Genomic DNA, 18,426 nt, shown 5'->3' with positions numbered 1-18,426 from the left:
CAGCGGCCGGCACTACCTTTTCGAATTCGCCGGGCCATGCCCGGCGGATGCGGATCAACCGGTGTTCTGCACACCCTGCGAAACACCGTTCACGCAGGCCACCAGTGCGCGCAGCAGGTCGTCATCCTCGCGCCCGCTGGCTCGCCAGCGCTGCAGCAGATCCACCTGCAGCACGCTGATCGGATCGACATAGGGATTGCGCAGACGGATCGAAAGCGACAGCCGCGCATCGTGGTCGAGCAACGTCTGCTGGCCCATCAGCGCCAGCAACCAATGCCGGGTGAGTTCAAGCTCCTTCTCGACCTGGGGGAAGAAGCGCCCGTGCAGATCACCTGACAGCTTCGAGAACTGCTCGGCAATGGTGATATCGCCCTTGGACAGCACCATCGCGATGTCGTCCAGGAAGGTACGGAAGAACGGCCAGTCACGCGCCATCTCGCGCAGCGTCTGTTCGTGGCCAGCATCCACCGCCGCCTGCAGGCCGCTGCCCACCCCGTACCAGCCGGGAATGACGGCACGCGCCTGGCTCCAGGCGAATACCCACGGAATCGCGCGCAGGTTGCCCAACGCCGCGTCCTGGCCGAGCCGGCGCGACGGACGCGAACCCAGCGTCATCCGCTCGATCACGTCGATCGGCGTGGCCGTGCGGAAGTAGTCCATGAAGCCAGACTGGCCGACGAAGGCGCGGTACACCTCGCTGCTGGAGCCAGCGACCACATCCATCACCGGTCGCCACTCATCCTCGCGGGGTTCGGCAGCCCGCGGGCGGAGGCTGGCGCGCAGTACCGCGCCGGTGGCCTGTTCCAGCGAGCGCAGCGCCAGCGCACGGATGCCGTATTTGCGATGGATCACCTCGCCCTGCTCGGTCACCCGCAGGCGGCCATCGATGCTGCCGCGCGGCGAGGCATCGACCGCATGCGTGGTCTTGCCGCCACCGCGGCTGATCGAACCACCACGGCCATGGAAGAAGGTCAGGCGGATGCCGGCCTCGGCCGCCACCTCCAGCAGTTCCACCTGCGCGCGTTGCAGGCCCCAGCGCGAAGCAGCGATGCCGCCGTCCTTGCTGCTGTCCGAATAGCCCAGCATCACCATCTGCACGTCATCGCGTGCATGCAGGTGTGCGCGGTACACCGGATCGGCCAGCAGGTCGCGCAGGGTCGCGGTGCCACGCTTGAGGTCGTCCACCGTCTCGAACAGCGGCGCAATATCCAGCGGCACCGAACCGCCCTCTTCCACCAGGCCGCCACGGCGTGCCAGCGCAAGCACCGCCAGTACATCGCTGCGGTCATGCGCCATCGAAATGATGTAGCTGCCCAGTGCATCGCCACCATGGCGCGCACGCGCATCGGCCAACGCCGCGAACACCGCATCCAGTCGCTGGTTGCCTTCGTCGTCGCCCTTCGGCATCGGCGCGTCACCACTGGCATGCGGCGCCAGCAGGCGCGCGCGGCCCAATGCGTCCAGACCGTCCCACGCCGCGTCGCCGCCCAGCACGGTGGCCAGCGCGCGCGCGTGCACGCTCGATTCCTGGCGCACGTCCAACCGCGCAAGATGGAAGCCGAACGTTTTCACCCGCCACAGCAGGCGCTGCACCGCGAAACCGCCAGCATGTTCGCCACGATTGGCGCGCAGGCTGTCGAGGATCAGCTGCAGGTCGTCGATCAGTTCGTCCGGACCAGCGTAAGCGCCTGCGCCATCATCCAGCGTGGCCTGCAGGCGCGCGCGCATGCGGTCGTTGAGCAACCGGTACGGCATGTCGGCATGGCGCGGGCGCGACTGCACCTGCGGCAGCAACTGCTGGTAATGCGCTACGCGCGCCTGCAGCGCATTGCTCACGCCCACCCGCTCGGTGGACTGGCTGAGCAGGCTGGCCAGCTGCAACAGTTCCTTCTGGTAACGGCCCAGTACCGCCTGCCGCTGCGCATCCAGCGTATTGCGGATGGTATGGGCATCCACGTTCGGGTTGCCGTCCATGTCGCCGCCCACCCAGGTGCCGAAACGCAGCAGGCGCGGCAGCGGCAGTTCTTCGCCATAGGTATCGCGCAACGCCTGCTGCAGCGATTCGTACAGCACCGGAATCACCCGGTACAGCACCTGCACCAGATAGAAGCCGACGTGCTCGCGTTCGTCATCGACGGTGGGCCGCACCGGCGAGGAATCGGTGGTCTGCCACGAAGCGGTCAATGCCATGCGGAAGCGCGCGGCATCGGCGGCGGCTTCACCCGGTGTGCGCTGGCCATCGAGATTGTCGACCAGGCTGGCCACCATCAGCTGCTCCTTCTCCAGCAGCGCGCGGCGCACTGCTTCGGTCGGGTGTGCGGTGAACACCGGTTCAATGTCGATGCGTGGCAGCCACTGCGCCAGCTCGTCCAGGCCCACGCCCTGCGCCTTCAGGTGCTGCAGTGCATCCTGCAGGCCATCGGGCTGCGCCCCTGCGGTACCGGCGCGCTGGTAGTCACGGCGACGGCGGATGCGATGCACGCGCTCGGCGATGTTGACCACCTGGAAGTAGGTGCTGAAGGCCCGCACCATGGTTTCGGCCTGCTGCGGCGTGCGCCCGGCCAGGCCATCGGCCAGCTCCGACAACGGCGCCTGGTTCTCGCGGCGGGCGATGGCGCGGGTGCGCACGTCCTCGACATCGTCAAGGAACGCGGCGGAGACCTGTTCAAACAGCAGGTCGCCAACCAGCGCGCCGAGCCGGCGCACGTCATCGCGAAGCGGAAGATCGGGGGAAGCAAACTCGATGCTGCTGCGGTACTCGTTCATCGGCGACGCACAGGCCTCGGTCAACGGATCCAGACCCCAAGCCTAAACCAGAACGGGCATCGTGCTGCGATGCAAAAATGGTTTCATCTGGTAGTGCCGGCCGCTGGCCGGCAACCTCATGGACTCACGCGACCTGAGGTTGCCGGCCAGCGGCCGGCACTACCGGGTCACGTCAGCGCTTCTTCTTCGCCTTGCCCTGCTCGGCCGGGCCGATGGTCTGTTCCAGCCAGCGCTCGCTTTCGGCCAGCATGGTCATGATCGACTCGCGTGCACGGTAGGCATGCGATTCGTTCGGCAGCATCACCAGACGCGCGGTACCACCCAGGCCCTTCACTGCGGCGAACATGCGCTCGCTCTGCATCGGGAACGTGCCGGAGTTGTTGTCGTCCACGCCGTGGATGAAGAGGATCGGATCCTTGATCCTGTCGGCGTAGTTGAACGGCGCCATCTTCTGGTAGACGTCCTGCGCCTGCCAGTAGTTGCGCTCCTCGGCCTGGAAGCCGAACGGCGTGAGCGTGCGGTTGTAGGCGCCGCTGCGCGCGATGCCCGCCTTGAACAGGCGCGTGTGCGCCAGCAGGTTGGCGGTCATGAACGCACCGTAGGAATGGCCACCAATGGCGATGTGATCGCGATCGGTCACGCCACGGCGCACCACTTCATCCACGGCTGCCTGCGCGTTGGCCACCAGCTGTTCGATGTAGGTGTCGTTCGGCTCCTTGTCGCCTTCGCCGATGATCGGCATCGACGGGCTGGCCAGCACCACATAGCCCTTGGCCAGGAACGCCTGCGGGCCCCAGTAGCTGACCGCATTGAAGCGGTACGGCGAATCGGTCACCTGGCTGGCCGCAGCCGCACTCTTGAACTCGCCCGGGTAGGCCCACATCAGCAGCGGCCGCGGGCCGTCGCGCTTCGGGTCGTAGCCCGGCGGCAGCAGCAGGGTCGCGGTCAGGTCGACGCCATCCTTGCGCTTGTAGCGGATCTGCTCCTTCTGCACGCCCTTCAACTGCGGCAGCGGATGCGCGAAGTGGGTCAGCGCACGCGGCGCAGCACCGGCATCGGCCAGCGACTGCACGTAGAAGTTGGCCGGCTCATCCGGGCTCTCGCGGCTCAGCAGCAGCGAGCTGGCCTGGTCGTCCAGCAACGCCACCGGCAGCGCATAGCTCGGCGCCTGCGAGTGGAACAGGCGGGTGGCCTTGCCCGTGGCAACGTCGAAGCGGTCCACGAACGGACGATCGCCTTCCGGCGATGCACCGGCACCGGCCAGATACAGGCTGCTGCCATCGGCGCTGGTCTGCAGCAGCGAGCGGCCGCGGTCGTCGCTGGACAACAGCGGCCGGCCCGGATCGGAATAGCGGTCCTGCCCGTCGCGATCCCACAGCAGGCGCGGCTCGGCGCCGGCATTGTCCGGGGCGATCAGCCAGGTCCTGGTCTTGCGCGTCTTCCACCACGACTCGGTCAGCAGGGCCAGGTCGCCACGGCCCCAGTTGATGCCCACCAGACGGCTGCCGAGCTGGGCCAACGTGACCGGCGGCTTGTCGAACGGCGCAGCCTGCATCAGCACCGCATCGCGCACCTTGGCGTCCCTGTTCGGGTCGCCGCCGTCCTGGGCTTCGGCCCAGACCAGCGTTGCGTCGGCATCACCACGCCAGCTGATATCGCGCACGCCGGTCACTTCAGCGTCGTTGCCGGTCGGCAGACCTTCCACCAGCGGACGCACGGCCACGGTGTGCACCAGCTTGCCGCTGGCCCGGTCGATCACTTCGATACGGCGCGGGAAACTGCTCACCGGCACCACGTAGGAATACGGCCGCTGCACCGGCTGGCGCAGCACGAAGCGGCCATCCGGCGACACCGAGAAACCCATGAAGATGCCGGCCGCGCCGATCGCGCGGGTGTTGCCATCCAGGCTGACTTCCATCGGCTGGGTGGTGGCGTAGTAATCGAACTGGCGCGCGTCGGCCTCGTTCTTCAGCAGGTCCTGGTAGGTACGGATCGACACCACGCCGCCGCCCTGGCTGGTCTGCTGCACGGCCGGGCCGGTCGGAATGCCGTCGGCGGCCGGGGACGCACCAAGGTTGGCCGGACGGGTGAACACCACCAGGCCGCGGCTGTCCGGCAGCCACTGGTAGCCACTGCCGATCACCGTGTTCAGGCCGGCGACCAGACGACGGGCGCTGCCGCCGGCCACATCCACCAGCCACAGTTCATTGGCGCCGCTGGCGGCGTCGACCTGGTTGAAGGCCAGCCACTTCTGGTCCGGCGACCACATCACGCTGGCGATCGACAGCTTGGCCGGCAGGCCGCTGATCTGCCGTTCCTTGCCGTCGGCCACGTTCATCAGCCACAGCTTCTCGCCGAAGCTGAAGCGGCTGTCGGAGAAGGTGCGCGGGTTGATGCGCAGGCCGGCCAGCTTCAGTTCCGGCTGCGCTACCACCTGGATCGACGGCAGCGACGGCATCTGCATCATCGCGGCGACATCGCGGCGTGGCGACAGGTACAGCGAGGGCGCGCGCGGCGCGTCCACCACCGCCTGCAGCGCGGCCGACGGCAGTTCGTAGCCGTTGACGCCCTGGGCCTGTGCGGCCACCGGCTGCGGCGCTGCGGCCCAGGCCAGCGGGGCCACCGCCAGCAGTCCCATCGACAGGACCAGGCCGGTCCAGCGCCGAGTACGGCGCGCGTGCATGCTCATCGTTCCACCTGTGTGATGCGTGAAAACACCGACCTTAACAGGCCGTGCACGCGGCCCCATCTGCCGATGGTTGGGTCATCCGGATGTCACGTCGGGGCCGCGATATAATTGGGGTTCTCCCCTGCCGAGGGGCGCTGCGACCGGATCCCACGAGGCCCGGCCAGGCTCGGTAAGGTGGCTTTGTAACAACGGCGCCCGGCTAGATGCGAGCATCCGCTCGTCCACAACCGGAGCACACGAATGAACGCTGTTGCCAAGACCTTCTCCACCGAAGGTGACTACAAGATCCGCGATATCACGCTGGCCGACTGGGGCCGCAAGGAACTGGACATCGCCGAGCACGAAATGCCGGGCCTGATGTCGATCCGCCGCAAGTACCAGGCCGAGCTGCCGCTGAAGGGCGTGCGCGTGACCGGCTCGCTGCACATGACCATCCAGACCGCGGTGCTGATCGAGACCCTGAAGGACATCGGCGCCGACGTGCGCTGGGCCTCGTGCAACATCTTCTCGACCCAGGACCACGCCGCTGCCGCCATCGCCGCCACCGGCACCCCGGTGTTCGCCTGGAAGGGCGAAACCCTGGAAGAGTACTGGGACTGCACCCTGGACGCGCTGACCTTCACCCTGGCCGACGGCACCCTGACCGGCCCGGAGCTGGTGGTCGACGACGGTGGTGACGTGACCCTGCTGATCCACAAGGGCTACGAGCTGGAAAACGGCAGCGACTGGGTCAACACCGCCTCTGCCTCGCACGAAGAACAGGTCATCAAGAACCTGCTCAAGCGCGTCGCCAAGGAGCGCCCGGGTTACTGGGGCCGCGTGGTCAAGGACTGGAAGGGCGTCTCCGAAGAGACCACCACCGGCGTGCACCGCCTGTACCAGCTGGCCCAGGCCGGCACCCTGCTGATCCCGGCGATCAACGTCAACGACTCGGTCACCAAGAGCAAGTTCGACAACCTGTACGGCTGCCGCGAGTCGCTGGCCGATGGCCTGAAGCGCGCGATGGACGTGATGCTGGCCGGCAAGGTGGCCGTGGTCTGCGGCTACGGCGACGTCGGCAAGGGCTGCGCGGCCTCGCTGCGTGCCTACGGCGCGCGCGTGATCGTCACCGAGATCGACCCGATCTGCGCCCTGCAGGCGGCGATGGAAGGCTATGAAGTCAACACCATCGAATCGACCCTGGGCCGTGCCGACCTGTACGTCACCACCACCGGCAACAAGGACATCATCCGCATCGAGCACCTGAGCGCGATGAAGGACCAGGCCATCGTCTGCAACATCGGCCACTTCGACAACGAAATCCAGGTCGATGCGCTGGTGTCGTTCGCCGGCATCAAGCACGTCAACATCAAGCCGCAGGTGGACAAGTACATCTTCCCGAACGGCAACGCGATCTTCCTGCTGGCCGAAGGCCGCCTGGTGAACCTGGGCTGCGCCACCGGCCACCCGAGCTTCGTGATGTCCAACAGCTTCGCCAACCAGACCCTGGCACAGATCGACCTGTGGGCGAACAAGGACAGCTACGAGAAGAAGGTCTACCTGCTGCCGAAGAAGCTGGACGAAGAAGTGGCCCGCCTGCACCTGGAAAAGATCGGCGTGAAGCTGACCACCCTGAGCCAGGAACAGGCCGACTACATCGGCGTGCCGGTGGAAGGCCCGTTCAAGCCGGACCACTACCGCTACTGATGCCTGCGCGGTGCCGGCCAGCGGCCGGCACTACCGGTGCATGCAACACACGGAACGGGCGCCTTCGGGCGCCCGTTCTGCATTCGCGTGTGGCCGTACACCACGTATCCACGCATGGCGTGGATCTACTGATCGTCCGGCCCCAGTAGATCCGCGCCATGCGTGGATATCCCCCAGCCAACCCACAGTAGATCCACGCCGTGCATGGATGTTCCCCACCGGAGCGGGAACAATAGCCTCGGTCAAGGCAACACCCCTGCCCCGCGCTAGGATGCCCCCATGACTCCGGCCATCAACCTGCTCAAGCGCGAGAAGATCGCCCACACCGTGCGCAGCTACGTGCACGATGCTCACGCCGAATCCTATGGCGGCGAAGCCGTCGACAAGCTCGGCCTCGACCCGGCCCAGGTGTTCAAGACCCTGCTGGCCAGCACCGAGACCCATGAACTGCTGGTAGCGATCGTGCCGGTGGCCGGCCAGCTGGACCTGAAGGCGCTGGCCGAAGCGGCCGGCTGCAAGAAGTGCGAAATGGCCGCGGCCGATGCCGCACAGCGCGCGACCGGTTACCTGGTCGGTGGCATCAGCCCACTCGGGCAGAAGAAGCGCCTGCGCACCTTCCTGGACGCCAGCGCGCAGGCATTGCCCGCGCTGCATGTCAGCGCCGGTCGCCGCGGCCTGGAAGTGGAACTGGCACCAGCCGACCTGCTGCGGCTGACTGCCGGCCACTACGCTGCCATCGGCAAGTCACGCTGATGCGCTGGCCGTGGTCTGCAGCACCGATACCCCGGCTCGACGATGCACAGGCCGATGTGCTGCTGCAGGACCTGTTGTCGCGCGATGCAACGCGCATCAACGATGCCACGCGTACGGTCGCTCGGCTGTTCAGCGCCTCATCGTTGGACGCGCTGGTCGCGCATGTGGATACGATCGAACGCAGCTGCCAAGGCATCGCCCTTGGCGGCATGCTGATCAGCAACCAGGTGCACCTGAAGGCGGCCCTGCAACGGCTGCGCTACTGGCAGGCACGCGAAGGCTGCCTGTGCGCGCTCTACCCATCCTATGTGTTCTTCAGCCCCGAGCCGCTGCTGGAACAAGGTCACGTGCAGCTGCGTGCACGGGGCGAAGCGGAGGACGGCTGGGGCGAATGCTACCGGCTGACGTGCACCTGCTGCGCGCAGCAATGGAGCGCGACCGAGCGCGAGTACCACTATCGCTGGTGGGAGTGGAAGCCCGAGCCCGCCCTGCAGACGCCTTAGTTGAGCTTGAACGTGACCGTGCCGCGTATCAGGCTCATGCTTGGTGCCTTGCCTGCCGCTTCACGCTCGTAACGCCAATCACGCGCGTGCTTGAGCGCCGCCGCATCGAGCAGCGGGTAGCCGCTGGATCGGGACAGGATGATCGCCTGGGTCTTGCCCTGCGCATCCAGCAGCAGCATCAGCTCGACACCTCCCTGCTGGGCCTCGCGCATGGCGGCCGCAGGATACGTCGGGACCGACGAAAGTCGCCGCTGGTGCCAGCCTCCTTCCCGGGCAATCAAGGGCGTGCTGGAAGAGAGTGGGCAACGTGCAGGCATCTGCAGGTCGAAGCCTGCAGCCCCTTGCGAAGGCCGGGTGGTGGCTGGCGCACTACAGGCGATCGCCGACACGCTCTGCAGCAACGACTGCTGACGCGAAAGCGCTGCAGCGTCATCCGCTTCCACATGGAACGTGCAGCGCCCCGACGTTGCCTGCGCCTGCAGTGAACCCACGCCGGCATCGCGGATCGGCGTCACGTCGGACAAAGCACCACAGGCAGCGCCTGCATCGTATTTTGCTGCAGAGCCCTCACACGCGGCCAGCAGGCCTGCGGCGACCCATGCGAACGGCATCCAACTGCGAACATCCATCCCTGTGCTCCCTGCGTTGATCCACCGCCATGGTAGCGTCCCGCTGCAATCTTCCCTGTTCACATGCCGACTGTCCGGCCGCAGCGTGGGCTCACGGCCGCCAGTTGGCGTTGTTCTCCCAGAACGCGACGGAGCGCTGGTAAGCCTCGCGATCCAGCGGCACACCGGAACCGCCCTCCTCCACGCCCAGTGCATTGCGCATCATGGTGATCGGCGCCATCGGTACCTCTTCGGGTTCGGCGGTGTAGATACAGCCGACGATGCCCCAGTCGGCCTCGATCGGTGAACCCTCCTTCGCCAGCTGCCCGGCGCTGTACAGGATCACCACCAGATAGTTCGCGCGCGGCGACTCCACCCCCTCGAACCAGCGCACCAGTACCGGCAGTTCCTCGCGGTTGCGCGCTTCGTAGCCGCTGCGCAGCTGGTGGCGGTTGGCGTCGGTGACCGGCACCGTCAGGCAACGAGTGCTGGTCCAGTTCTCGTAGACGAACAGCTTGCAGAACGGGGCGTAGCCATCGAGCACCTTCAGCGGCGCGTGCGCATTGAGGTGTGCCTCGAACTGCTCGGCAGTGCAATCCTGGATGGTGTTGCCGCGCGGCACGCGCGGGAACAGGCGGGGACGGGCGAAGTCGGTGAGGACGATGGACATGGCATGCACGAACGGGAACTGGCCCTCAGGGTAACCGTCGATGCGCTTGAAGTCTGCTTCACATTTGCCGGCCACAGTGCGCGCACATCTCCCGGAGAGTCCTGCATGAACCGCTTCCGCTCCCCCCTGCTGTCCGGCCTGCTGGCCGTCCTTCTCCTCCCTGCCATGGCCCCATCTTCCGCATCTGCCGCACCATCGCGCGTGCTGCTCGTCGTCAGCAGCGAAGGCCGGGACCAAGGGAAGACCCGTCCGGGCTTCGAGATGGACGAATTCGCCCAGGCCTGGCTCATCCTCAAGCAGAACGGCTTCGACATCGACGTGGCAAGTCCGCGTGGCGGCGCCGTCGAGGCTGACAAGTACAACCCCTCCGAGGCCTTCAACGCAGCTGTCCTTGCCGATTCCCAGGCCATGGGCAAGCTTGCCGCGACCGTGCCCACTGCACAACTGCGTGCCAGCGACTACCAGGGCGTCCTGGTGATCGGCGGCAAGGGTGCCATGTTCGACCTTCCGGCCGACAAGGCCCTGCATGCCACGATTGCCGGAATCTGGCAGCAGGGAGGACTGGTCGCGGCGGTATGCCATGGTCCGGCCGCACTGGCGGGTGTTCGCCTTCCCGATGGCCGGGCCATGGTGGAAGGCCGCGCCATGACCGGATTCACGGAAGAGGAAGAAGCACTGTTCGGCAAACGTTGGGCGAAGGAATTCGCGTTCCAGCTTGAACCGCGCATGCGCGAGCTGGGCGCACGCTGGCAGGAGGCACCGCTGATGATGCCCAAGGTCGTAGTCGATGGACGCCTGCTGACCGGTCAGAACCCGTTCTCGACCGCCGCACTGGCTGACGCCTTCGTGCGCGCCAGCGGGCGTGTGCCACTGGCACGCCAGGCATGGCGCGATGAGCGCAGCATGGCGCTGGTGGAGCAGCACCTGCAGCAGCGTGATGGTCAGGCGGCGCAGATACTGGCGCAGCGCCCGTCCGACCATCACGTCGAGCTGATCGGCATGCTGGGTTTCTACCAGCTGAAAGCAGCAAAGGACGCCACTGCAACCGCCGACGCGCTGTCCATCATGCAGCTGGCCAGCCCGCATATGGACGAGCCGAGGCTGCAGGTCGCGATGGCAGAAGCGCACTGGCGCCTGGGCCGGACCGATCTGGCCCGTTCGCAGGTACTGGCTGTGCTGGAAAAGCAGCCCGGTCTGGACGAAGCTAACGCTCTCCTGGCCCGCATGCAGCCCTGACCATGGACGCCGAGCGCCTGCGCCTGCTGTTGATTGAAGACAACCTGCCGCTGGCCTCGGCCATCATCGACATGCTGCAGGCGCATGGCCATCTGGTCGATTTCGCCGCTGGCGGACACGTCGGGCTGCAGTTGGCGCTGGCGTCACCGCCGGATGTGCTGCTGCTCGATATCGGGTTGCCGGGCACCGATGGTACGACGGTCTGCCGTCGGTTGCGCGAGTGCAGTGATCGGCACGTCCCCATCCTGATGCTGACCGCACGCGATGCGATCGACGACAAGCTGCAGGGCTTCGCTGCGGGCGCGGATGACTATCTGGTCAAGCCCTTCGACGATGCCGAGCTGCTCGCCCGCTGTCTCGCCCTCGCCCGCCGCCATCGCGTGGGTCAACCGAACCTCCTGCAGATTGGGCCGCTGAGCATCGACCGCCGCAGCGGCCAGGCCTGGCGCGCGGGATTGCTGCTGGAGCTGGCACAGGTTCCGCAGCGCATCCTGCTCGTACTGGCCGAGGCCTGGCCGCGAACCGTCACCCGCAGCGAGCTCGTTCAACGCCTGTGGGGGGATGAAGCACCTCCTTCCGATCCGCTGCGCTCGCATCTGTACCTGTTGCGGCAGGTACTGGACAGGCCGTTCGAAGGCGAGATGCTGCGCACCGTCCACGGTGTCGGCTTCCGTCTGGAAGCTTCGCCATGAAACCGCGGCCCACCCAGCACCTGCGCCGTCGACTGCTGATCACATTCACAGCCTTCGCGCTGTTCACCGCCATGGTGTTCGGCACCTACTCGCTGGTGTTCATGTATGTGGTGGAAGACAGCATCTTCAACGCCCAACTGGACCGTGAAGCACGGGCTCAGCTCGCCCGGCACGCGCTCGAAGGGGACTGGCGTACACCTGCCGATGCCGCAATCCAGCTGCATCGTTCACCCTCTACCTTCCCCGACGATCTGCGCAGCGAGTTCGCAAAGGAACCGTGGCGCTCGGAGTTCGCGGGCGTCGATGGTCGGCACTACCATCTCAAGCGGATCGATCCCCCGGCCGGCGCCCGCCCTGCTTGGCTTGTGTCGGAGGTCAGTGCGCAACTGGTGGTCCGGCCGATCCGCGATCGGGTCGTAATGCTGCTTGCTGGCACAGCACTGCTGGTCCTGATCGCGGCGATCTTCCTCGGCATCTGGCTCGCCCATCGCAGCACAGGCTCGCTCTATGCGCTGGTCGAGGAGGTTGAAGCGCTGCAGCCGGAACCAGGCCCCGGCGTGCGCCTGGCAGCACGTTTCGACGATGACGAGATTGGCGTGCTCGCGCGCGCCCTGGATGGATTGTCCGCACGCGTCGCTGCCTTCGTTGCCCGCGAACACGCGTTCACGCGCGATGCCAGCCACGAACTGCGCACACCCTTGAGCGTTATCTCCAGTGCGGCAGGCCAGTTGGCCAGCGAGTCGGGCCTGTCCGAGCGTGGCCGCCAGCATGTGCAGCATATCCGTCTTTCGGCACTGCAGCTGCAGCAGGCCATTGCGGCGCTGCTGGCGCTGGCTCGCGAGGAAACCGCCAGCCACGGCGCTCCGCCGGTCAAACTTGTGCCGCTGCTGGAACGGGTGATCATCGAGCAGTCTCCGTTGCTGGCTGCACGGCCGGTCGAGGTACAGCTGACCGTGCCCGACGGGGCCACGCTGCGCGCGCCCGAGGCGGCCCTGCGCGTAGTCCTGGCCAATCTGGTCGGCAATGCGTTCGCGCATACCGCGCAGGGCCAGGTCCTGATTGCATGGCAGGACGCTCAGCTGCTGGTGCACAACACGGCAGGTGCTTCACCCTTCCTTGGCAACTGGCCCGAGCCGCGGCCATTCGACAAGCGTGATGGCAGCGAGGGCAACGGCCTGGGCCTGGATATCATGCGGCGACTGTGCAGCCACTACGGGCTCGAACTGGTCATCCAGCACGGCGGTGGCGGGGTGATGGCCCGCTTGAGGGGGCAGCCAGCCGAGGCATGAAGCGCCTCCGGCGGTCCAGCCCGGTCAGTGCCGAGCTGTAGCGGCAGCTACAACGCCATCCGCTCGCGCAGTTCACGCGCCTGCCGCCGCGACACCTCCACCTCGCTGCCGTCATCCAGCGCCAGGTCATAACCATCAGCGATGCTGGGCGTCACGCCTCGGATGCGGCGCAGGTTGACCAGCGTGTTGCGGTTGGCACGGAAGAACAGATCCGGCGGCAGGCGTGCTTCCAGCGCGCTCAGGCTGCGGGTCAACAGGGCGTTCTGGTCGCGGAACCACAGCCGCGTGTAGTTGCCATCCACCACCAGCCGGCGGATCTCCGAGACCGCGACGAACCAGCAGCGTTCGCCCTCGCGCACGAACACCTGGTCCTGCGCACCCAGCGTGCTTCGCAGTTCCGGCGCGCCGCTCGCCACCACGTCGCGCTCGCGCGCCCGCTCCAGTGCTTCCAGCAGGCGCGGTGCCTCCACCGGCTTGACCAGATAGTCCAGCGCGTTGGCCTGGAATGCGCGTACCGCATAGGTGTCATAAGCGGTAACGAACACCACCGCCGGCACCGTCTCCAGTCCATCCAGCACATCGAAGCCGCTGCCGGAGGGCATCTGCACATCCAGCAGCACCAGGTCCGGCGCCAGTGTGGCGATCGCCTCGCGCGCGGCCGGCACATCGTCGGCCTCGCCCACGCACTGCACCCACGGCAGCGCCGACAACAGCGTGCGCAGCTCCTGCCGCGCCAGCCGCGCATCATCAACGATCAACACGCGCAGCACGCCATTCATTGCGGAATCTCCAGCAGGGCCTGCATGCGGTCGCCGACCGGCTGCAGGGTGAAACGACCTTGCGTACCGAGCTGCGCACGCAGGTAGGCCAGGCCGACGCCATGCCCGTGGGTGGGCTCGTTGGCGCTGCCCAGCGGATTGTCCACCTGCAGGCGCAGCACGTCATTGTCCAGCGTGGCACGGATCTGCACCTCGCCGCCGCCGGGGCGGCTGGCGATGCCGTGCTTGATCGCGTTCTCCACCAGCAGCTGCAACGCCATCGCAGGCAGCTGCGCCTGCATGGCATCGGCATCGATCTGCTGCCGCACCTGCAGGCGCTGTTCAAAATGGACCGCCTCGATGGCCAGGTAGTCGTCCACCACCGCCAGTTCCTCGGCCAGCGTGACCTGCTCGCTGCGGTTGTGCGCCAGCGCCTGGCGCAGCGTGCGCGACAGACGGGTGACCATGTCGCGCGCACGCTCAGGATCTTCCAGGATCAGCGCGCGCAGGTTGTTCAGCGCATTGAACATGAAGTGCGGGTTGAGCCGTGCACGCAGCGCATCGCGTTCCAGCGCACTGCGCTCGGCTTCGGCGCGCAGGCGGGCCAGTTCCGCCCCGCGTATCCGGCGCAGGCTGTGCAGGCTTGCCCAAAGCGCTGCCCACAGGGCCAGCATCACCGCAGTGGTGTACCAGTAGAGCAGCAGCGCCTTGGAGCTGAAGTCGGCCGTCTGCCGCCCCAGGCTCACCCAGTTCCAGGCCAGCGCCGAGTGCAGCGCGATGTTCACCAGCAGCTGCGCCACTGCCGCGCCCAATGCCACCGACAGCGCCAGCCGCAGCAACAGCCCGGCCGTTCCGCGCGCCCACCAGTCTGCACGCAGCGCCAGCGCGCGGATGGCACCGCTGCATCCGAACAGGGCCAACGCCAGGCCCAGCGTGATCAACACGCCTGCGCTTCCGGCATCGCTGAAATAGGCTTGGCGCAGGCCGATTCCGGCAACGCCATAGAGCGCCCATACCAGCGCATTGAGCAGCCAGAAGCGTACCGTCGAGGAGGAATCCGGCATGTCCATTCCGAGGCGTGTTGAAACTCAGTGGTGGCGGTCGAGGAAGGCCTGCACCTGTTCCTGCAACCAGCGCGGATCATCCCACATCAGGAAGTGGAAACCCTGCGCGCTCATCGCGATCTGTACGCCCTGCAGTTTCGCGTACTGCGACTGGAACACCGCCCGGGTGCCGTCCTCGGTGCCACCCATCGGCTGGTAGCCGGCCCAGCTGCCCAGCACCAGCGTCGGTGCGGTGATCGAGGCAATGCTGTCACGCAGGTCAGTGGTCATCACCGCATGCATGGCATCGGCCGTGGTCTGGCGATCGCTGTCTTCGCCCCAGCGGCCCAGTTCGGCCTGGCGCTGAGTATCGCGGGTCATCCCCGGCAGGCCCGCCTTCAACTGCGCCTGCCATTGCGCGGCGTCGGCGGCCAGCATGCCCTTGCGCAGCTGGTCGACCACCGGCCGCACGCTGTCAGCGGTGGCCTTCGGGTCACGCGCGGCCGGCAGGAATGGCAGGGCGTCAACCACCACCAGCGCGCTGACCGCCTTCGGCTCGGCCTGCGCCATCTGCAGGCCCAGCAGGCCACCGAGGCTGTGGCCAACCACCACCACCGGCCCCAGATGCTGGTCATGCAGGTAGGCCAGCAGCTGCCCGCGCATCGCCGGCAGGAACTCGACCGGGCGCGGATCGGCCGCGAGCGCACCGGCAAAGCCGGGCAGCTGCACCAGATGGCACTGCACATCCTTCAGGGCCAGGCAGGTCTCGCGCCACACCTCGGCGCTGCTGTTGAGGCCGGGAATCATCAGCAGCGGGCGGCCCTTGCCGACCACCTCGACCTGCACCTTGCCCGCCGCCGGGGCGCTGGCGGCGTGCGCCGAGCCGGAGCCGAGCACGGCCATCGCCATGCCGATCATCGCCAGCCGGGCCAGGGCCTTCATTGCATACCAGAGTGCCAGGAAGATCTTCATCGTCTGCTCCTTCGTCAGGTGGGTGGTGCCGGAATGGGCTCAGCGTGCCGCCGGCCACGGCACCCGGGGGGCGATTTCGGAGCAGCGGCCGATCGCCGGGGCGAACGGTCGCAGGCGGCTGACGATGTTCGCCCGCAGAAATTGACAACATCCATCTTGATGAAGCGATATACTGATCCGCACCCGCCGCTGCCGCCCGTGCCATGACCGCCATCAGCTTCGAGTTCTATCCGCCCAAGACCGACGAACAGCGCAGCCAGCTGGACCGTGCCGCGGCCAGGCTGAAGGACTACGGTCCCGAGTACGTGTCGTGTACCTTCGGCGCCGGTGGCTCGACCCTGAGCTATACCTCCGAGACCGTGCGCCACCTCAACCAGCACCATGGCTTCGATGCCGCACCGCATCTGTCCTGCGTCGGCGGCACCCGTCAGGAAATCCGCGAGTTGCTCAAGCTGTACCGCGCCATCGGCTGCCGCCGCCTGGTCGCGCTGCGCGGCGATCTGCCGTCGGGCATGGGTTTCCCCGGTGACATGCGCTATGCCGCCGAACTGATCGACTTCATCCGCGCCGAGCACGGTGATGCGTTCCATATCGAAGTGGGCGCGTACCCCGAAACGCACCCGCAGGCTTCCGACGCACTGGCCGACCTGAAGCATTTCAAGGCCAAGATCGACGCCGGTGCCGATGCGGCGATCACCCAGTACTTCTTCAACCCCGATGCCTACTTCCATTTCGTCGACGAAGTGCGGCGGCTGGGCGTGCAGGTACCGATCACGCCCGGCATCATGCCGATCGCCAACTTCAGCCAGCTGCGCCGCTTCTCCGAACAGTGCGGTGCGGAGATCCCGCGCTGGATCAGCCGCAAGATGCAGGCCTATGGCGATGATGCAGAGTCGGTGCGTGCATTCGGCACTGAAGTGGTGGCCAAGCTGTGCCAGCGCCTGATCGAAGGCGGCGCACCCGGCCTGCACTTCTACACCTTGAACCTGGCCAAGCCGACCACTTCGGTGCTGAAGCTGCTGCAGGGCTGAAAGCACGGCGCGCAAGCGTGATCGGCGCTACCCTGCGAGGATGATCCGGCTTTCCTTCCTGCTGTTGCTGCTGCCGCTGTGCGTGCTGTCGAGCGTCGCCCACGCACAGTCCACACGCCTGAACCGCTGCACCGATGCCCAGGGCCAAAGCGTCTACACCGACCGGCCCTGCGACAGCCTGGGCGCGCGGTCGCGGTTGCCACCGCCTGCGCCCGCCGGCAATACCCTGCAGCGCGACACCCTGGGGGCACGCTGCCCGCGGCGGCTGAGTGAACTGGTGGACGCGCTGCGCGTCGGCATCGTCAGCAACGATGTGAATCGGCTGTCCTCACTGTATCTGTGGGGCGCGGTTTCCGATGCGGGCGCGCAGCGCATCCTCGGCCAGCTGGAATCGTTGGCGCGGCGGCCCCTGGTGGACGTGGTGCCGGTGTATCCGTCACAGGCGCTGCCGCAATCGCAGGATGAGGATCAGAGCCCTGCCGCGTTGGGATCCGACCCTGTGGCCTCTGTGGCGCGGCATCCCATCGGCCTGCGCCTGGAGCAGACCCTGCCCGGCAGCGCGTCGCGCGCTTCGACGGTGCTGGGGTTGCGACGGCAATACGGGTGTTTCTGGATCACGCTGTGATCGCGAGCATCCATCCACGCATGGCGTGGATCTACTGCCTCCATCCCACACGGTAGCGCCGGGCCATGCCCGGCGAGCGAAGCAGCTTTACTCCGGCCACAGCGTGCGGATGGCGGCGATGCCCTGCCCACCATGGCGACGCGCTTCGGCGATGTGACCGCGGCCCATGCCGCCCAGGGCGTAGATTGGCAGTGACACCTGCGCGCGCAGCTCGGCGAACGCGTTCCAGCCCAGCGGCACGGCATCCGGATGGCTGGCCGTGGCCTGCACCGGGCCCAGCACGGCGAAGTCGCAGCCCAACCGCTGTGCGGCCTGCAGCTGCTGCAGGTCATGGCAGGACGCGGCCACCAGCTGGCCTTCGGGCAGCGGACGCTGCGACAGCTCCAGCAGCTGCTCGCTGCCCAGGTGCACCCCAACGCCCAGTACGCGCGCGCGTTCGATATCGCGGTTGAGCAGCCACTGCACCCCGCTGCGACGATGCGCGCGCACGGCCTGTTCGACCATCGCCTGGCGCTGCGGATGCGCCGTCGGCAACCGCAGCTGGATGCGCTGCTGGCCCGCGTCCACCGCGCGCTGCAGCTGTTCATGCCAATGCTGCATGCCGCCCTCATCATCGGCCGGCGCCGGGGTGATCAGGTAGCTGTCGGGCTGGCGCAGCGCGGCCACCACCGGCAGATCGGCCGGTGGCATCGAATAGCGACCCAGTTTATCCGGCGCTACCCAGGTAATGGCCTGGCCCTCGCGGCCACGTGGCGTCCCCTTCCAGCTGCGCACGTGGCGCACTTCCAGGGTCAGGTGCTTGTCCGGGTAGCGCTGCGGCACATCCATCAGCCATTCGCCGACATCGGCTTCGATGCCCAGTTCCTCGCGCAGCTCGCGAACCAACGCCTGCTCGGAGGTCTCGCCGGATTCGCGCTTGCCGCCGGGGAACTCCCACAGGCCGGCCATGTCGCGGTTCTCGGTACGACGGTTGAGCAGCACGCGGCCACGGGCGTCGGTGATGACGGCGGCCACGACGTGGATCGATCGGGTGGGGGGAGCCATGGGGGAAGCATGCCCAGAACAGGGCGGCCCGCGCAATCTCGGATCGGGCCGGATCAGCCCC

General features: G+C 67.1%; 16 protein-coding genes and 1 riboswitch. Of the genes, 8 read left to right on the top strand and 8 right to left on the bottom strand.

Translation table 11 applies throughout. The features are described 5' to 3' along the window. Positions 1 to 54: 54 nt before the first annotated feature. Entirely contained in the window at positions 55 to 2,766 is a 2,712-nt protein-coding gene (gene ppc / locus ACZK2R_RS03185; RefSeq protein WP_478488023.1) for a phosphoenolpyruvate carboxylase, read from the bottom strand. A gap of 172 nt (positions 2,767 to 2,938) precedes the next feature. Beyond that, the gene (locus ACZK2R_RS03180; RefSeq protein ID WP_180838396.1) at positions 2,939 to 5,455 is read right to left on the bottom strand and encodes a S9 family peptidase; all 2,517 of its coding nucleotides are present in this window, start codon (positions 5,453 to 5,455) and stop codon (positions 2,939 to 2,941) included. 120 nt (positions 5,456 to 5,575) lie between these two features. Then, positions 5,576 to 5,659: riboswitch (S-adenosyl-L-homocysteine riboswitch) on the top strand. 36 nt (positions 5,660 to 5,695) lie between these two features. Between ACZK2R_RS03180 and ahcY the strand changes: the two genes are divergently transcribed. The 3 genes from ahcY (at position 5,696) to ACZK2R_RS03165 (ending at position 8,397) form a co-directional block, all read left to right on the top strand. After that, positions 5,696 to 7,141 carry an adenosylhomocysteinase gene (gene ahcY, locus ACZK2R_RS03175; RefSeq protein WP_014036003.1) on the top strand — a complete coding sequence of 482 codons (1,446 nt, stop codon included), beginning with the start codon at positions 5,696 to 5,698 and terminating at the stop codon, positions 7,139 to 7,141. 279 nt (positions 7,142 to 7,420) lie between these two features. Continuing rightward, positions 7,421 to 7,894: a Cys-tRNA(Pro) deacylase gene (gene ybaK / locus ACZK2R_RS03170; RefSeq protein WP_049399794.1), complete on the top strand. Its 474-nt coding sequence runs from the start codon at positions 7,421 to 7,423 to the stop codon at positions 7,892 to 7,894. Continuing rightward, on the top strand, positions 7,894 to 8,397 hold the full coding sequence (locus ACZK2R_RS03165) for a hypothetical protein (RefSeq protein ID WP_180838395.1): 504 nt from the start codon (positions 7,894 to 7,896) through the stop codon (positions 8,395 to 8,397). The genes ybaK and ACZK2R_RS03165 overlap by 1 nt, the downstream gene beginning before the upstream one ends. On the opposite strand, the gene ACZK2R_RS03160 is transcribed toward ACZK2R_RS03165, so the two are convergent. After that, a complete protein-coding gene (locus ACZK2R_RS03160) occupies positions 8,394 to 9,026 on the bottom strand; it encodes an energy transducer TonB (RefSeq protein ID WP_175392800.1) in 633 nt (210 codons plus the stop codon). The genes ACZK2R_RS03165 and ACZK2R_RS03160 overlap by 4 nt on opposite strands. A 91-nt stretch (positions 9,027 to 9,117) precedes the next feature. Further along, on the bottom strand, positions 9,118 to 9,675 hold the full coding sequence (locus tag ACZK2R_RS03155) for a DUF3228 family protein (protein ID WP_065722784.1): 558 nt from the start codon (positions 9,673 to 9,675) through the stop codon (positions 9,118 to 9,120). A 105-nt stretch (positions 9,676 to 9,780) separates the two neighbouring features. Between ACZK2R_RS03155 and ACZK2R_RS03150 the strand changes: the two genes are divergently transcribed. From ACZK2R_RS03150 to ACZK2R_RS03140, 3 genes are read left to right on the top strand one after another with little or no spacing between them, the layout of a single operon-like run. After that, entirely contained in the window at positions 9,781 to 10,911 is a 1,131-nt protein-coding gene (locus ACZK2R_RS03150; protein ID WP_049399797.1) for a type 1 glutamine amidotransferase domain-containing protein, read from the top strand. Between the two features lie 2 nt (positions 10,912 to 10,913). Then, complete coding sequence (locus tag ACZK2R_RS03145; protein WP_032129701.1) at positions 10,914 to 11,603, top strand: response regulator transcription factor; 690 nt, start codon at positions 10,914 to 10,916, stop codon at positions 11,601 to 11,603. After that, positions 11,600 to 12,892 carry a sensor histidine kinase gene (locus ACZK2R_RS03140; RefSeq protein WP_180838394.1) on the top strand — a complete coding sequence of 431 codons (1,293 nt, stop codon included), beginning with the start codon at positions 11,600 to 11,602 and terminating at the stop codon, positions 12,890 to 12,892. Before ACZK2R_RS03145 ends, ACZK2R_RS03140 begins: the two co-directional genes overlap by 4 nt. 47 nt (positions 12,893 to 12,939) lie before the next feature. Here ACZK2R_RS03140 and ACZK2R_RS03135 read toward each other — a convergent pair whose 3' ends face one another. Genes ACZK2R_RS03135 through ACZK2R_RS03125 form a run of 3 tightly spaced genes read right to left on the bottom strand, consistent with a single transcriptional unit; the run spans position 12,940 to position 15,665 of the window. Continuing rightward, complete coding sequence (locus ACZK2R_RS03135) at positions 12,940 to 13,671, bottom strand: LytR/AlgR family response regulator transcription factor (RefSeq protein ID WP_180838393.1); 732 nt, start codon at positions 13,669 to 13,671, stop codon at positions 12,940 to 12,942. Continuing rightward, a complete protein-coding gene (locus tag ACZK2R_RS03130) occupies positions 13,668 to 14,714 on the bottom strand; it encodes a sensor histidine kinase (protein WP_180838392.1) in 1,047 nt (348 codons plus the stop codon). Before ACZK2R_RS03130 ends, ACZK2R_RS03135 begins: the two co-directional genes overlap by 4 nt. 24 nt (positions 14,715 to 14,738) lie before the next feature. Next, positions 14,739 to 15,665: an alpha/beta fold hydrolase gene (locus ACZK2R_RS03125; RefSeq protein ID WP_125895348.1), complete on the bottom strand. Its 927-nt coding sequence runs from the start codon at positions 15,663 to 15,665 to the stop codon at positions 14,739 to 14,741. A 203-nt stretch (positions 15,666 to 15,868) separates the two neighbouring features. Here ACZK2R_RS03125 and metF point away from each other — a divergent pair, with 203 nt between their 5' ends. Continuing rightward, positions 15,869 to 16,696 (top strand): methylenetetrahydrofolate reductase [NAD(P)H], encoded by an 828-nt coding sequence (metF, locus tag ACZK2R_RS03120; RefSeq protein ID WP_049399801.1) that lies wholly within the window; start codon positions 15,869 to 15,871, stop codon positions 16,694 to 16,696. A gap of 40 nt (positions 16,697 to 16,736) precedes the next feature. Continuing rightward, positions 16,737 to 17,321 carry a DUF4124 domain-containing protein gene (locus ACZK2R_RS03115; RefSeq protein ID WP_125895347.1) on the top strand — a complete coding sequence of 195 codons (585 nt, stop codon included), beginning with the start codon at positions 16,737 to 16,739 and terminating at the stop codon, positions 17,319 to 17,321. 87 nt (positions 17,322 to 17,408) lie between these two features. Here ACZK2R_RS03115 and ACZK2R_RS03110 read toward each other — a convergent pair whose 3' ends face one another. Continuing rightward, positions 17,409 to 18,365: a Nudix family hydrolase gene (locus ACZK2R_RS03110; protein WP_125895346.1), complete on the bottom strand. Its 957-nt coding sequence runs from the start codon at positions 18,363 to 18,365 to the stop codon at positions 17,409 to 17,411. Positions 18,366 to 18,426 lie beyond the last annotated feature (61 nt).

It is taken from the genome of Stenotrophomonas sp. 96582_Sma, assembly GCF_056480905.1.
The sequence above is the reverse complement of the archived record's forward strand: the minus strand, read 5'-3'. Positions and strand labels throughout refer to the sequence as shown.